The 15,415-nt window shown below is 68.9% G+C and carries 13 protein-coding genes; 10 read left to right on the top strand and 3 right to left on the bottom strand.

The window, feature by feature from the left end:
* Positions 1-3 precede the first annotated feature (3 nt).
* The 7 genes from E0H50_RS29225 to E0H50_RS29195 all read left to right on the top strand — a co-directional run bounded on the left by E0H50_RS29225 (position 4) and on the right by E0H50_RS29195 (position 8,633).
* A complete protein-coding gene (locus E0H50_RS29225; protein WP_131293754.1) occupies positions 4-945 on the top strand; it encodes an ABC transporter permease in 942 nt (313 codons plus the stop codon).
* Positions 942-2,648 (top strand): dipeptide/oligopeptide/nickel ABC transporter permease/ATP-binding protein, encoded by a 1,707-nt coding sequence (locus E0H50_RS29220; RefSeq protein ID WP_131293753.1) that lies wholly within the window; start codon positions 942-944, stop codon positions 2,646-2,648. Before E0H50_RS29225 ends, E0H50_RS29220 begins: the two co-directional genes overlap by 4 nt.
* On the top strand, positions 2,641-3,471 hold the full coding sequence (locus E0H50_RS29215) for an ATP-binding cassette domain-containing protein (RefSeq protein WP_131293752.1): 831 nt from the start codon (positions 2,641-2,643) through the stop codon (positions 3,469-3,471). Before E0H50_RS29220 ends, E0H50_RS29215 begins: the two co-directional genes overlap by 8 nt.
* Positions 3,468-5,210 carry a sulfatase gene (locus E0H50_RS29210; protein WP_131293751.1) on the top strand — a complete coding sequence of 581 codons (1,743 nt, stop codon included), beginning with the start codon at positions 3,468-3,470 and terminating at the stop codon, positions 5,208-5,210. Before E0H50_RS29215 ends, E0H50_RS29210 begins: the two co-directional genes overlap by 4 nt.
* Positions 5,210-6,736 (top strand): sulfatase family protein, encoded by a 1,527-nt coding sequence (locus E0H50_RS29205; RefSeq protein ID WP_131293750.1) that lies wholly within the window; start codon positions 5,210-5,212, stop codon positions 6,734-6,736. Before E0H50_RS29210 ends, E0H50_RS29205 begins: the two co-directional genes overlap by 1 nt.
* A 79-nt stretch (positions 6,737-6,815) precedes the next feature.
* Positions 6,816-7,724: a hypothetical protein gene (locus E0H50_RS29200; protein WP_165547335.1), complete on the top strand. Its 909-nt coding sequence runs from the start codon at positions 6,816-6,818 to the stop codon at positions 7,722-7,724.
* Positions 7,725-7,733: 9 nt separating this feature from the next.
* Positions 7,734-8,633 (top strand): hypothetical protein, encoded by a 900-nt coding sequence (locus E0H50_RS29195; RefSeq protein ID WP_238151336.1) that lies wholly within the window; start codon positions 7,734-7,736, stop codon positions 8,631-8,633.
* 4 nt (positions 8,634-8,637) lie between these two features.
* Here E0H50_RS29195 and E0H50_RS29190 read toward each other — a convergent pair whose 3' ends face one another.
* Together E0H50_RS29190 and E0H50_RS29185 are read right to left on the bottom strand one after the other, a co-directional pair.
* On the bottom strand, positions 8,638-9,687 hold the full coding sequence (locus tag E0H50_RS29190) for an enolase C-terminal domain-like protein (protein ID WP_131293748.1): 1,050 nt from the start codon (positions 9,685-9,687) through the stop codon (positions 8,638-8,640).
* A gap of 3 nt (positions 9,688-9,690) precedes the next feature.
* Positions 9,691-10,713, bottom strand: a complete 1,023-nt coding sequence (locus tag E0H50_RS29185) for a DUF4037 domain-containing protein (protein ID WP_131293747.1) — start codon at positions 10,711-10,713, stop codon at positions 9,691-9,693.
* Positions 10,714-10,745: 32 nt separating this feature from the next.
* Here E0H50_RS29185 and E0H50_RS29180 point away from each other — a divergent pair, with 32 nt between their 5' ends.
* From E0H50_RS29180 to E0H50_RS29170, 3 genes are read left to right on the top strand one after another with little or no spacing between them, the layout of a single operon-like run.
* Positions 10,746-11,387: an HAD family hydrolase gene (locus E0H50_RS29180; protein ID WP_131293746.1), complete on the top strand. Its 642-nt coding sequence runs from the start codon at positions 10,746-10,748 to the stop codon at positions 11,385-11,387.
* Positions 11,384-12,376, top strand: a complete 993-nt coding sequence (locus E0H50_RS29175; RefSeq protein WP_131293745.1) for a phosphotransferase family protein — start codon at positions 11,384-11,386, stop codon at positions 12,374-12,376. The genes E0H50_RS29180 and E0H50_RS29175 overlap by 4 nt, the downstream gene beginning before the upstream one ends.
* Before the next feature lie 23 nt (positions 12,377-12,399).
* Entirely contained in the window at positions 12,400-15,114 is a 2,715-nt protein-coding gene (locus E0H50_RS29170; RefSeq protein ID WP_202868381.1) for an ATP-binding protein, read from the top strand.
* Position 15,115: 1 nt separating this feature from the next.
* On the opposite strand, the gene E0H50_RS43555 is transcribed toward E0H50_RS29170, so the two are convergent.
* Positions 15,116-15,328 carry a PASTA domain-containing protein gene (locus tag E0H50_RS43555; protein ID WP_238151335.1) on the bottom strand — a complete coding sequence of 71 codons (213 nt, stop codon included), beginning with the start codon at positions 15,326-15,328 and terminating at the stop codon, positions 15,116-15,118.
* Positions 15,329-15,415: the final 87 nt, after the last annotated feature.

The following is a 15,415-nucleotide window of genomic DNA, read 5'->3' as shown; positions in this document are numbered from 1 at the left end:
GGCATGTTTCGATTCATCGGACGCCGACTGATCGCCTGCGCCGTACTGGTCGTGGTGATCGCGGGAATCACCTTCCTACTGGCCTTCTCCGGCACGAGCAACGTTGCCCGCAACCTGCTCGGCGAGAGCGCGACACCGGACCAACTGGCCGCCAAGAACGCTGAGCTCGGCCTGGACAAGCCTCTGCTCGCACAGCTCGGGACGTGGGCCCAGAACGCGTTGCACGGCGACCTGGGCATCTCCTGGTTTACCAACGAGCCAGTGTCGCAAGCGATCGCGAACCGGCTGCCAGTGACGTTGTCGATGGTGGTCCTGGCGGTCGCTCTCACCGCTTTGATCAGTGTTGGGCTCGGTGTGGCCGCGGCTGTCCGTGGCGGCTGGTTGGACCGAGTCATCCAGGTGCTGAGCGTCGCCGGGTTCGCACTGCCGAACTTCTGGGTCGCGCTGGTCCTCGTCGTGTTCTTCTCGGTCACACTCGGAGTGCTTCCTGCTACTGGCTACGTACGGCTCTCGGAGTCACCTGGCAGTTGGGCAGCGGCCCTCGTACTGCCGGTGGCGTCCCTGGTGATCGGGAGTACGGCGTCCGCGGCGCAGCAGGTGCGCGGTGCGGTGATCGACGTACTGCGTCAGGACTTCGTCCGCACGCTGCGGGCCCGGGGCATCAGTCCGCGGTCCGTCCTGTTCCGGCACGCGCTGCGGAACGCCGCGATTCCCGCGCTGACCGTGCTGTCCCTGCAGTTCATCGCGTTGCTCGGCGGTGCCGTGGTGATCGAGAAGGTGTTCGCCATCCCGGGCCTCGGCACCCTGACCATCAACGCGGCGCTGCAAGGCGACGTACCGGTCCTGATGGGCGTCGTGGTGACGCTGGTCGTCCTGGTCGTCATCGTCAACCTGGTCATCGACGTCGTCAGCGGCTGGGTCAACCCCAAGGTGCGTGTCCAATGACAGCCTCGAACACAGTACGCAAGGTGTTCCGCAACCCGCTCGCGGTCGCGGCACTGGTGATTCTGGTGGTCATCGTGCTGGCGAGCGTCTTCGCGCCGCTGGTCGCGCCGCACAGCCCGACCGCGCTGCGGCTCGACAAGATCAACGCCGGCCCGGGCAGCGGCTACCTGCTCGGCGGTGACGGCGCCGGCCGGGACATCTTCAGCCGGCTGCTGTACGCCGGCCGCAACACGCTGACCGGCGCCGTGATCGCTCTCTCGGTGGCACTGCTGCTCGGCGTGGTGTCCGGTCTGCTCAGCGGGTACTACGGCGGTCTGCTCGACGGTGTCCTCGGCTGGGGCGCCAACCTGCTGATGGCCCTGCCGACGATGATCGTGCTGCTCGCGCTGTTCCAGGCGCTCGGCTCGTCGATCTACCTGGCCATGGTCGCGTTCGGCGTGATGCTGTCCCCCGGCTTCCACCGCCTGGTGCGAAGTCAGGTGATGGCGGTCAAACACGAGTTGTACGTCGACGCCGCCCGCGTGTCGGGGCTGAGCGATCCCCGAATCATCGGCCGCCACGTGCTGCTGGTGGTCCGCGCGCCGATCGTCATCCAGGCCGCGGTCGTGGCCGGGATCGCGATTGTCGTCCAGTCCGGGCTGGAGTTCCTCGGCCTCGGCGATCCGGCAACGCCGACCTGGGGCGGCATGCTGCAGGACGCGTTCACGAACATCTACACGTCGCCGGTCGCGATCTGGTGGCCGGGCCTGACAATCGCGCTCACCGTCGCCGCGCTCGTCCTGCTGGGCAACGCGATCCGGGACGTCATCCAGCGCACCGAGCGGCCCCGCAAGCCACCGAAACCACCCGCGCTCGTCCCCGCGACCCCGGACACCAGCGACCTCCCCCTCCTCCGCATCACGAACCTGTCGGTCGGGTACCCGATCGGCAATGACTACCGAGAGGTCGTGCACGGCGTCGACCTCGACGTCCGCCAGGGAGAGGTCATGGGCCTCGTCGGCGAGTCCGGTTCCGGAAAGACGCAGACCGCCTTCTCGGTCCTCGGCCTGCTGCCGCCTGGTGGGACGTTGCTGGGATCCAGCAGCATCGTCTTCGACGGTCGCGAGCTGTCCCGGCTCCCCGACAGTGAGCGGCGCGTGCTGCGCGGCCGGCGGATCGGGTACGTCCCACAGGAGCCGATGTCGAACCTCGACCCGTGTTTCCGGGTCGGTGAACAGCTGGTCGAGCCGTTGCGCGCGGTCAGCGGCCTGTCCAAGCAGGCGGCCGTCGTGGAGGCGTTGCACCTGCTGGAGCGGGTCGGGATCCCGGACCCCCGTCGTACGTTCGCCGCCTACCCGCACGAGATCTCCGGCGGTATGGCGCAGCGCGTGCTGATCGCCGGCGCGGTGTCGGGCAAGCCGGACCTACTGATCGCGGACGAGCCGACGACGGCGCTCGACGTGACCGTGCAGGCCGACGTCCTCGAGTTGCTGCGGGGGCTGCAGACCGAGTTCGGGATGGCGATGTTGCTGGTCACGCACAACTTCGGGGTGGTCGCGGACATCTGCGACCGGGTGGCCGTGATGCAGGACGGACGGATCGTCGAGGTCGACGACGTCCGGCCGTTGTTCGCGCGGCCGCAGCACCCGTACACGCAGACGCTGCTGGGCTCGACGCTCGAGGACAGCACACCGCGCACCCGCCTGGAGGTGAACCATGCTTGAAGCACGCAACGTCGTGGTGGAGTACGCCGGCCGCGGCTGGCGGTCGAAGGGCTTCCGGGCCCTGCACGACGTGTCCTTCGACATCAAGCCGCACGAGACCCTCGGCCTGGTCGGCGAGTCCGGCTCCGGGAAGACCACGATCGGGCGGGCGATCCTCGGTCTGGTGCCGGTCAGTTCTGGGTCGATCCGGTTCGACGGGCAGGAGCTGGCCGGGATGGCGCGCCGGGAGCGCCGGCGGTTGAGCGACGACATCCAGGTGGTCTTCCAGGATCCGTACAGCTCGCTCAACCCGTCGATGACGGTTGAGGACATCCTGGTCGAGCCACTCGTCGCGCGACGTGCCGGCGATCGTCGTGAGGCGACTGAACGGGTCCGCACGTTGCTCGACCAGGTCGGTCTGCCGCAGGACGCCGTACATCGGCTGCCGCGGGAGTTCTCGGGCGGTCAGCGGCAGCGGATCGCGATCGCCCGGGCGCTCGCCCTGCGACCGAAGCTGATCGTCTGCGACGAGCCGGTGTCCGCGCTGGACCTGTCCACGCAGGCGCGCGTCCTCGACCTGTTCATCTCGATCCAGGAGGAGACCGGCGTGGCCTATCTCTTCATCTCGCACGACCTCGCGGTGGTCCGGCACATCAGCCACCGCGTCGCCGTCCTGTACCGCGGCGACATCGTCGAGTACGGCGACGCGCTCGACGTCACCGAACGGCCCGAGCATCCGTACACCAAACGGCTGCTGATGGCCGCACCCCTACCCGACCCCGACCGCCAGGCAGCGCGCCGCCAGGAACGCCGCGAACTGCTGGCGAGTGAGGCGATGGCATGAAACGCGCTGTGATGGTCATGTACGACTCGCTCAACCGGCGGATGCTGCCGCCGTACGGCGCGGACGGCGTACATGCACCCAACTTCAGCCGGCTGGCCGAGCGGACCACACTCTTCGAGAACTGCTACGCCGGGAGCATGCCGTGCATGCCGGCGCGGCGTGAGCTGCACACCGGCCGGTACAACTTCCTGCATCGCTCGTGGGGTCCGCTGGAGCCGTTCGACGACTCGATGCCGGAGCTGTTGCGGGACAGCGGCGTACACACGCATCTGGCGACCGATCACCAGCACTACTGGGAGGACGGCGGGGCGACGTACCACAACCGCTACTCGACGTACGAGTTCTTCCGGGGTCAGGAGGGTGACCGGTGGAAGGGACACGTCCGTGAGCCCGAGGTGCCCGAGACGCTGAACGCGACCACGTTCCTCAGCCGACAGGACTGGGTGAACCGGCAGCACCTGCACGACGAGGCGCGGCACCCGCAGACGCTGACGTTCGACGCGGGGGTCGAGTTCATCGAGACGAACGTTGCCGAGGACAACTGGTTCGTGCAGATCGAGACCTTCGACCCGCACGAGCCGTTCTTCAGCTACGACGAGTACCGGCGGCTGCTGGGGGTGGACACCGAGGCGCCGGTGTTCGACTGGCCGTCGTACCGGCGGGTGGTCGAGTCGCCGGACGAGGTGGAACGGGCACGCGGTGAGTACCTCTCGCTGCTGGCGATGTGTGACCGCTCGCTCGGCCGGGTCCTCGATCTCTTCGACCGGCACGGGCTGTGGGACGACACGATGCTGATCGTGTGCACCGACCACGGGTTCCTGCTCGGTGAGCGCGGGTGGTGGGGCAAGAGCGTGCAGCCGTGGTTCGACGAGACGATCCACACGCCGCTGTTCGTGTGGGATCCGCGGGAGCGGGAAGCAGGGGTACGACGCGACGCCCTGGTGCAGACGATCGACATCGCGCCGACGCTGCTCGACTACTTCGCCGTCGAGGTACCTGCCGACATGCAAGGTGTCGGGCTGTTCAGTGGTCTACGGGAGGGGGCGTTGTTCGGAGCCCACGGCGGCCACGTGAACGTGACAGACGGCCGCTACGTCTACATGCGCGCGTGCGCGGACCCGTCCAACTCTCCCCTCTACAACTACACGCTGATGCCCACCCACATGCGCGCCCGTTTCAGCCCTTCCGAGCTGGGTGACGCCGAACTGCTTCCCGCTCTCCCCTTCACCAAGGGCGTCCCTGTCCTGAGAGTCCAGGGCATGTCCTTCGGGAACCCTTGGTGGCATGGTTCGCTCCTCTTCGACCTGGAGAACGACCCGCACCAGCAGAACCCGTTACAGGACGAGGAACTGGAGCTACGACTGGCAGGCCTGATGGTCGACCTCATGCGCGCCAACGACGCCCCACCTGAGCAGTACGAACGTCTTGGGCTACCGGCGACAGGACCGGTGCTGGGCGAGCACCTGCTCGTCAAAGAACAGTGGGAGCAGGCACAGCGAGCGCTCCAGCCGACGGCACGTCGTGAAGACCTGGAACCGGACAGCCCGTTGCGAACGCTCGGCCTGGCCGAGGTGCTGGACCGGTTTCCAGAGGTGCTGCCGGGGCACATCGTGGCCGGGCTGGACGGGATGCGCCGGCTCAATCCGACCGCACCGCTGCTCGAGGTGTTCGCCGCGCATCCCGGCGTCACCGTTGAAATGATGCACGAGATCGATCAGACGCTCCGAGAGGTGAGTTGATGTCCCGTCCGAACATCGTCTTCGTCATGTCCGACGACCACGCCGCACACGCCATCTCGGCATACAGCAACAACACGAGCAGCAAGGTGAACAGCACCCCACACCTGGACCGGCTGGCGCAGGACGGGGTACGGATGGACGCGACGTACTGCACGAACTCGATCTGTTCGCCGTCGCGGGCCTCGATCCTGACCGGGACGTACAGTCACGTGAACGGGGTCGCGTCGATCTTCACCGAGATCGACTACCGCGTACCGACGTTCGCCGAGGTGCTGAAGGACGCCGGCTACCAGACCGCGCTGTTCGGCAAGTGGCACCTGGGCGAGCGGCCGGAGTCCGCGCCGCGGCACTTCGACGCCTGGCGGGTGTTCCCCGGGCAGGGTGAGTACGTCGACCCGTTGATGCTCGGACCTGATGGTGCCGAGACCGTGCCCGGGTACGCGACGGACATCGTCACCGATCAGAGCATCGACTGGATCCGGCAGCGGGACCCGGAGCGGCCGTTCCTGCTGCTGGTGCACCACAAGGCACCCCACCGGCCGTGGGTGCCCGACGAGAAGCACAAGCACCTGTATCCGATCGGTTCGATCCCGGAGCCGAGCACGCTGTTCGACGACCACAGCACGCGCAGCCAGGCGGTCCGTGGCGTCCGCATGTCCGTCGCGGACGACCTGGGCGCGGACGAGCTCGGTGAGGAGCTTCCGGACGAGCTCCGCGGCCCGGAGAACCGGGAGGCGCGGACGCGGTGGAAGTACCAGCGCTACCTCCGCGACTACCTGCAGTGCGTCCAGAGCATCGACGACAACGTCGGGCGGCTGCTCGACGTACTGGACTCCGAAGGCCTGTCCGAGAACACCGTCGTGGTCTACACGTCCGACCAGGGGTTCTTCCTCGGCGACCACGGGTGGTTCGACAAGCGGCTGATGTTCGACGAGTCGCTGCAGATGCCGATGATGATGCGCTGGCCGTCGGTGATCCCGGCCGGCAGTACCTGCGACGCGATGATCACCAACGTGGACTTCGCGGCGACGTTCCTCGACATGGCCGGCCTGACCATGCCCACCTCACAAGGCCGGAGCTTCCTGCCACTCCTCCGCGGCGAAGAGGTGCCGGACTGGCCTGAGGCCGTCTACTACCGCTACTGGGAACACGACGACCCGATCCACCACGCCCCCGCGCACTACGGCATCAGAACCAAGGCCTACAAGCTCATCCACTACTACGGCGCCGGTCTCGGCGTACCGGGTTCGTCGGAGCGGCTGTTCGAGTCCGAGTGGGAGCTGTACGACCTGCAGAAGGACCCAGAGGAGCTGGTCAACGTAGCCGACGACCCGGCGTACGCCACAACTCGCGCCGAGCTGACAGCCCAGCTGACCCAGCTGCAAGCCCACTACGCAGACCTCCCGTACGACGGCCCGTCAACAGAGGCACCCAAGTGGTCCTGGGCCGACGAGAAGTCCTTGAAGCAGGTCGCGGAGTACACGCGGCGCCTGGAACAGGACCGGGAGGCCAACACGTCCCCGTGATTCGGGACCTTCGGCCCTCTCCACACCCCGTGGCGGTCCAGGACGGTTGGCTGCAGAGAGCCAACCAGGGGGAGGGCATATGTCCAGGAGATCGCGACTCTTCGCGGCGGTCGCGACGGCCAGTCTGGCCTTCGGAGCTGTGGAAGCACCGCAAGCGTCCGCGTCGGACTCGGCATCGGGGTCGGCAGCGGCGGTTTGCTCGGTGGGGGTCGGCTCCATCAGCAGCATGTACCTGTCCGGCTGGTCCTTGCTGGCGACGGTGCCGCCGACTCGGACCTTCGGGGTGGAGGTGAACGACCCGTTCCCGCAGACAGCCCGGCTGAGCGGGCCGATCTCGTCCTCGCGGAACGGGGAGGGCAACTACGACGTCTTCGGACTGGTCGTCCTGGGCGACGTGCTGTACAGCAACTACTCGATCGTCCACGACGACGGCGTGATCCTGGCGCAGGCACTACAACGGATCGGAGGCGGCTGGAGCAGCTACATCGCCCTCGACACCTCCACGTACTCGTCACGGACCGCATCGCGGCTCAGCTATCTCTACGGCCTGCGTCGCGACGGCGTGCTGTTCCGGTGGAACGCCCGCACGTGGGGCCAGAAGACGTCGTACCCGGGGTTCTCGGCAGTCAAGTCGATGGCGTTGATCAGTTCGACCGCGACGTACGACACGTTCCTGGCCACCACGCGGGGCGGCGCGCTGTACACGATCCACATCCCGGTGACCTCGCCGATGAAGCCGGTCGTCAAGCTGGTCCGTCGCTCGACCTGGCAGGGTTTCGAGGCCCTGCTCGCCCGGAAGTGCGGCATCTACGGCACGCTGCTGCTCGGCATCGACAAGGACACCCAGAGCGGCTACCTGTACGCCGTCGGGCACGCCAACGGAACGTCCACGGTCATCCAGAGCCGCGGCAAGGTCCCCTGGCCGCTCGGAGGCAGCGCCTATGCCCGCTGGAGTTCCGGCCCCGAGTCACCACCCTTCGGTGAATAGGGAGTCGAGATGAGATCCCGTACGCTCGCACTGATCGCGGCGATCGGCCTCGCGGCCGGCACGCTCGCCTGGCCGGCCGACGCGGCCCCCAGCCGCCCGACGGCGACCTGTTCGGTGACGGCCGGCTCCGTGACCGCCGACGGTGACCACCGCGCCCAGTACATCGAGACCACCGTGCCACCCACGCTGGTCAGAGACTCCGAGGTCGCACTGGAGGTCTTCCCGCCAGGCCTGGTCCGGCTCAGCACCTCGATGCGCGCCGATCCGGACCCGGGCGGCTCCCACGTGTCCGGGTACGTCGTGATCGGTTCGGCGCTGTATCTCGCGCGCTACAAGGCCGGCCTGACCACCGAGGTCCAGCACGCCGACCTGACCCGGATCGGCGGCGGCTGGCAGAGCTTCGTCGCCGTCGAGCAGTCGGTATCGTCCGAGGACTCGCCCTGGCGGACGACCACGTACGGCCTGCGCTCCGACGGCGTCCTGTTCCGCTGGACCGTCGACCAGAACCACGTCTGGCGCAGCAAGACGGGGTATCCGGGATTCGCTGCTGTGAAGGCGATGGCACTGATCAGCAAGACGCGAACGTACGACACCTTCCTCGCCACCACCCGCGGCGGCGCGCTGTACACGATCCACATCCCGGTGACCTCGCCGATGAAGCCGGTCGTCAAACTGGTCCGCCGCTCGACCTGGCAGGGCTTCGAGTCCCTGATCGCGACCGGCTGCGGCAGCTACGGCACCTTGCTGCTCGGCATCGACAAGGCCACCCGAACCGGCTACCTGTACGCCGTTGGCCACGCCAACGGTCTGTCCACGGTCATCCAGTCCCGCGGCAAGGCACCGGCCACATTCGCCGACCCGGTCGACTTCCGCTGGTTCCTGCCGATCGACCGGTTGTTCGGCGAATAGGCGGTCAGGCGGGCAGCTCGAGACCGAAACCGGGTCGCTCGGGGAGTACGACGTGGCCGTTGTCGAGGGTGTAGTAGTTGGGGCCGGGGACGCCTTCGATGATGGGGGTGTTGCCGAGGCCGGCGGCCAGGTGGGCGGCGTAGAGGGTCTTGAGGGGGTGACCCCAGGCGTGGGGTGAGGCTTCGGCTTTCAGGAGTGGCATGGTGCGGCGCCAGGCGGTGAGGCCGTGGCCGGTGACGTCCATCAAGGCGACGTCGACGAGACCGTCGCGGGCCAGTTCCAGGACGTGGGCCTCGTTCGGGTCGTACTCGCCGTCGGCGACCTTGGGGCGGGTCGGGAGGGTCTGCAGGTGGTCGTGCAGGGCCTCGAGGTCCGGGCGGCGTTCGGCGAACGGTTCCTCGATCCAGTACAGGTCGCAATCCGCGACGCCGTCCAGGTACTCGAAGAGTCCGTTGAGGGTGAAGCCGTCGTTGCCGTCGACAAGGATCCCGGCGTCCGGGTACAGCTCCCGGACCAGCCGGGTGACCTCGATGTCGCGCTGCAGCCCGGCGCGGGTGTCCATCCACCGGTGGCCGCGGCCGATCTTCAGTTTGAAGTCGCGGAACCCGAACGCGTGGTCCTGCGCGAGATTCGCCCGGATCGCGTCCATCCCGCCGTCGACGTCGTCGAAGTAGATACCGCCGGTGTAGCAGCGCACCCGCGGCGACCCGGCCCGGATGCTCGACTTGTCGAGCAGCGCGTACACCGGGACGTCGAGGATCCGCGCCGCCAGATCGTGCAGCGGGTAGTCGAGGAACTCCGCCGCCGGGTCGATCACACCACGGTCCGGGTCGATCAGCTCGGCCAGCGACCGCCCCAGCAGCACACCGGGATCGGCGGCGTACAGCGGAAGCCCCCAGCCGGTCGCGCCGCGGTCGGTCTCCACGACGTACACCGTGGAGCTCCCGCCGTTCCCGTGGCTTCCGAGGAAGGCGTTGCGGCCGATCGTGCGCAGGTACTCGTAACGGATCTCGGTGGTCGTGACGGAACTGATGACGTGGCTGGCGAGGGTCATCGTTCAACGATAGACAGAAACCAGCTTCCGGAACGCGGCCGGGCTACTGAGTACGTCGGTGTTGTCCACGAACTGGTCAATCGAACCGATCAGCCCGTAGCTCTTCACTTGGGGATCAGACACCGTCGCCAGGCACGCCTGCACGAAGCGGTCCGCGCCGAGCACCTGCGCCGGCCTGTCGAAGTACGGCCGCGGCGCCGGGTCCAGCTCGGCGGTGATCCCGAGGGCGTTGTGACGACGGGCGACCAGCTCGTACGCCGTGACGAGCGCCTGCTCGCGATCGGCGTACGACTCGGCTGCCATCGCGGCCGCCAGTGTCACGTCGAGCCCGTCCGGGTGGCCGAGGCGAGCGAACGCCGTACCGAGCCACTTGCTGTACGGCGCATAGGTCCGCGCCTGCAGCAACGCCAGCCGCATCAAGTCCCGCACCAACCGAGCAGCCACGACCTGTGACCCGAGCTCGTCGCCCACCTCGTGCGTGCGCTGGACGAACGCCTCCTCCTGCGCGATCCGCGACCACTGGCAGGCGAGCGTCCACCGCCAGACCTGGTCCGGGTACCAGGCCAGTGCGTCACGCACCCGTGCCAGCCGCCCGTCGTCGGCGTACACCCGGCCCGCCACAACGCCCAGGAGCTGCTGCTGCGGCGTGACCAGCCAATCGTCGACCCCGATCCCTTGCGACGCGTCAAAGCCCAGCTGCCCCCGCAGCCAGTCCCCCACCGTCGTGACCGTCACGTAGTGCCGCGGCTCGTAGCTGTCCCACCCGAACCGGACCGGATAGCCGGCGTACTCGTCCGGCAGCCCGTCGTCGACCGCCTTCCGCACCCGCTCGACCTCGCCCGCGTCAACCAGTACGACGACACGCGGCCCCCACCCGTGGTCCGTGGAACGCATGGTGTCGTAGCCCAGCACGTCTGAGCCCCACCCGAGCAGCCCCGCCGCGTAGTCGACCTCTCCGACCAGAGGCGCGATCACCTCGGTGTGGAAGCCTTCCGCTACGTCGGCCGCCTGCCGGAATTCGGTCACTCGGTTACCTTCCGATCGTTAGAGTTGCCCGGGTGAAGCATGTGGTGTGGGACTGGAACGGGACGCTGCTCAATGACAATCACGCCGTGCTGGCCGCCGTCAACGCAGTTTGTGCCGGCTTCGGGCGCGCGGAGCTGACCTGGGGTGAGTGGCAGGCGGCGTACGCGCGACCGATGCGGCTCTCGTACGAGCAGATCCTGCGACGCGCGCTCGACGAGGAAGAGTGGGCACAGGTCGACAAGCTCTACCACGACCGGTACGACGCGCTCCTGCACACCTGTGAGCTCGCCGCCGATGCACACGACGTCCTGCGGTCCTGCACCACGAGCGGGCGCACACAGTCGCTGCTGTCGATGTGGTTCCACTCGCGGCTCACGCCCACGGTGGAGCACTACGGCCTCACGCAGCACTTCACCCGGGTCGACGGGCTACCCGGCGAGGTGGGCGGCGGCTCGAAGGCCGACAGCCTGGTCCGTCACCTGGAGGCGCAGCAGTTGGACCCGGCCGACGTCGTACTGATCGGCGACGTCGTCGACGACGCCGAGGCCGCGCAGGGGGCTGGTGCGCACTGTGTGCTCGTCACCACCGGCGCGATGACCCTGCAGGCGCTGCAGGCCACCGGTGCGCCGGTCGCCGCGTCGATCACGCAGGCGCTCCGACTGCTCGACACATGAACCCCTTGTCCTTCACCACCAGTGATGTGAGCGCCGCCCTCGGTACGCCGGTGAGCGCAGTCGAAGTGCTCGAGCTGTTCGAGGCATCGACCGCGACGGTCGCCCGTTTGCTGGTACGACGTTCCGGCGCGCCCGACGTCACAGTCATCGCCAAGCTGGCACGCGGTACGGATGCCGCGGCGGCTCGCCGGGAAGTGCAGATCTTCGAACAGCTCGCACCGCGGTGGGACCATCCCGCTCCCGAAGTCCTCGGAGTGCACGACTCGGGTGACGCCGTACTGCTGCTGACCGAGGACCTGACTGCGGCCGGGTACCGCGTGGTCGGTGCCGACGTGACGGATGACCAGTTACGCGGAGCCGTCGACGTACTCGCCTCGCTGCATGCACTGTTCTGGAACGACGTGGCCGACGTCCCGGCCCTGGGGGCGTCGGTGACGAGCTCCGCGCAGGCGTGGCCGCCGGAGGTGATCGCGCACCACGCCGCCGCCGTACGCGCCGAGGCAAACGTCTTCTTCGCCGAGACCTCCGAACTGAGCCCGTCCGAACGCGCGGTTCTGGACACGGTCCTCCCAGCTTGGGAGCGTCAGTTTCGCGCGCGCGTCGCGGCCGGTGAACACCTCACGCTCGTCCACGGCGACTTCCACGTCCTCGGGAACATCTTCTTCACCGATCACGATCCGCGCCCGAAGGTGATCGACTGGTCCGAACTGAAGCCGGGCCTCGGCCCGCACGACCTGGCCTACGCCCTCAGCGCCCTCCCCGCCAGACAGCCCGACGCCGAGGACCTGCTCCGGTACTACTGGAAGGCCCTGAACGCACCGGACTACTCCTGGGACCTCTGCGCCTGGGATTTCCGCTTCTCGGTGATCAGCAACCTTTTCCAGTCCGTCTTCCAGCACAGCGTCAAGTGGTATCGGGCCGCACTGACGACCATGGACACGCTCAACAGCCTCCGCACACTCACCGAACCGCCTCCGGCCGCGCGGTAACCGCCCCGGATAGGCTGACCGGCGTGGGGAGAGAGCTCAGGGGCCGGCAGCGCGAGACCGAGGTACTGAGTGGGCTGGTCAGGGACGCGAAGGCTGGGCGCAGTCAGGTCTTGCTGCTGACGGGCGAGGCAGGGGTTGGCAAGTCGGCCCTGCTGGACGCGCTGGTCGCGGGAGCCGACGGTTGCCGGGTCACCCGAACCGCCGGCGTCGAGTCCGAGATGGAACTCGCGTACGCCGGTCTGCACCCGTTGTGCCGGCCGTTCCTGGAACACCTCGACCGGCTGCCGGCGCCGCAGCGGGAAGCGCTCGGTACGGCGTTCGGCCTCGTGAGCGGCCCGGCCCCGGACAAGTTCCTGATCGGCCTCGCGGTCCTCAACCTGCTCGCCGACGCGGCGGGCGAGCGGCCCGTGCTGTGCGTGGTCGACGATGCGCAGTGGCTGGACCTGATGTCCGCCCGGATCCTCGCGTTCGTCACCCGCAGGCTCGCGGCCGAGTCGGTGGTGATGGTCCTCGCGGTCCGCGACGGCATCGAGCACGCGTTCACCGGCCTCACCGAACTCGAGGTCCGCGGCCTCGACGACAGCGACGCCCGCGCCCTGCTGGACTCGGTACTGCCCGGACCGATCGACCCCCGGGTGCGCGACCGGATCGTGGCCGAGACCCGCGGCAACCCGCTCGCCCTGCTGGAGCTCCCCCGCGCGTGGACCGCAGCCGAGCTGGCCGACGGCCTCACCGCGGACACCCTGACGAGCAAGCTCGAGGACGGTTTCGTACGGCGCCTCGAGACGCTGCAACCCGACACCCGGCTGCTCCTGCTGACCGCAGCCGCCGAACCACTCGGCGACCCGACGCTCCTGTGGCGGGCAGCCGAGCAACTGGGGCTCGGTGCGGACCCGGCCGCCGGCGCGATCGAGTCGGGGCTGATCACGTTCGGCCGGCAGATCCGGTTCCGGCACCCGCTGGTGCGCTCAGCGGCGTACCGGACGGCCACGCCGCAGCAACGGCTGGCCGTGCACCGGGCCCTCGCAGACGCCACCGATCCCGAGACCGACCCGGACCGCCGGGCCTGGCATCGCGCGCAGGCGACCGTCACCCCGGACGAGGGCGTCGCCGCCGAACTCGAACGGTCCGCGCAGCGCGCCCAAGCACGAGGCGGATTCTTCGCGGCCGGCATGTTCCTCGAGCGCTCGGCCGCGCTGACCATCGACCCGGGCCTCCGAGCCGACCGCGTACTCGCCGCCGCGACCGCGAAGCGCAGTGCCGGTGCACTCGACGCCGCCCTGGACCTGCTCGGCGCGGTCGCCGGCCCCGCGAACGCCGTACGGGAGGCCGAGGTACTGCGCCTGCGCGGCGAGATCGCCTTCGACCGCGGACATGCGACCGAGGCGGCCCGAACGCTGGTCGTCGCCGCGAAGCAGCTGGATCCGCTCGACCACGAACAGGCGCGCGTCGCGTACCTGGAGGCGATGTCGGCCGCGATCTGGGCGAGCGGCCCGGACACACCGGGGATCCTCGCTGAGGCCGCGTCCGCCGCACCCGCGCCGGCGCCGTCGGACCCGCCGGGCGACCTGCTGCTGCAAGCGCTCGCACTCCGCTTCACCCACGGGTACGCCGCCGCGGCGACACAGCTCGTCAAAGCTGTCGACCAGGCGCGGCAGAGCGGGAGCGAGGCCGAGGACGTCCGCGGCTGGTTGTGGCTGGCAGGCAACCGGGCCAGCGGCATCGTCGCGATCGACGTGTGGGACCTCGACGCGGCACTCGAACTCGCTGCACGTCACGACCGGATCGCCCGCGCCGGCGGTGCGCTCGTCCAGCTGCAATGGGCGCTGAACTTCCGGGCCAACGTGGTGTCGATGACAGGCGACCTCGCGGCCGCGACGGCGTACGTCGAGGAAGAGCGCCGGATCGCGGCCGCGACCGGGAACCGGGTGCTCGGGATCGGCGCGATGCAGCTGGCCGCGCTCCGCGGGAACGAGTCCGAGGCGACGACCCTGATCGACGCGATGATCCGCGAGGCGCGCGCTCAGGACCAGGGCCGGATGACCGCGATCGCGACGTACACGAGCGCGCTGCTGAACAACGGCCTCGGCCACTACGAGACGGCCCGGGACGCGGCGCTGCAGGTGTTCGAGCAGGACGTCGTCGCGTACGGCGTACTCGTGATCGGCGAACTGGCCGAGGCCGCTTCACGAACCGGCGACACCAAGCTGGTCGAGACGGCCCTGGCCTGGCTGAACGCGCGCGTCGCCGCGACGCCGTCGGACTGGGGCCGTGGGATGGAGGCCCGGGCGCGAGCGCTGCTCGGCGACGACGAGGACGCGTACCGCGCGTCGATCGACCACCTGAACCGGACCGGTCTCCGGATCGAGTCGGCCCGCGGCGAGCTGCTGTACGGCGAATGGCTGCGCCGCGAAGGCCGGCGTCAGGACGCCCGCGCGCACCTCCGCACCGCCCACGAGCAACTGGCTGCGATGGGCGCCGAAGCCTTCGCCGAACGCGCCCGCCGCGAACTGCTGGCCACCGGCGAGACCGTCCGCAAACGCACCCCTGAGACGACCAACGACCTGACCGCGCAGGAGGCCCAGATCGCCGGCCTGGCCCGCGACGGCCTGACCAACCCGGAGATCGCCGCCCAGCTCTTCATCAGCCCGCGAACCGTCGAGTGGCATCTGCGCAAGACGTTCGCGAAACTCGGCATCACCTCACGCCGCCAGCTCCGTACGGCGATCGCCCGCTGAGCTACTCGCCGATCTTCTTGGAGCGCAGAACGATCTTGGTCTCCGGTGCGGCCTTCGTCCCACCCGCAGGCTCCTGCGACACGACAACCCAGTTCCGGTCGTTGACCAGCAGGCGCCCCTGACCTGTGGCGTCCTCTTCGGTCAGGTAGTAGAACCCCGCTGCCTGCATGGTGTCCTGCGCCAGCTGATGGTTCAGGCCAACCACGTTGGGCACGACTCCCATCTGCGGACCGGTCGGAGTCTGGGTGACAGTCGTTGGAGGCGCCGTGGCCGGAGGTCCGCCCGTAGCCGGCCCTCCGCA

This window comes from Kribbella sindirgiensis, from assembly GCF_004331435.1.
GTDB classification, from domain to species: Bacteria; Actinomycetota; Actinomycetes; order Propionibacteriales; family Kribbellaceae; genus Kribbella; species Kribbella sindirgiensis.
The sequence above is the reverse complement of the archived record's forward strand: the minus strand, read 5'-3'. Positions and strand labels throughout refer to the sequence as shown.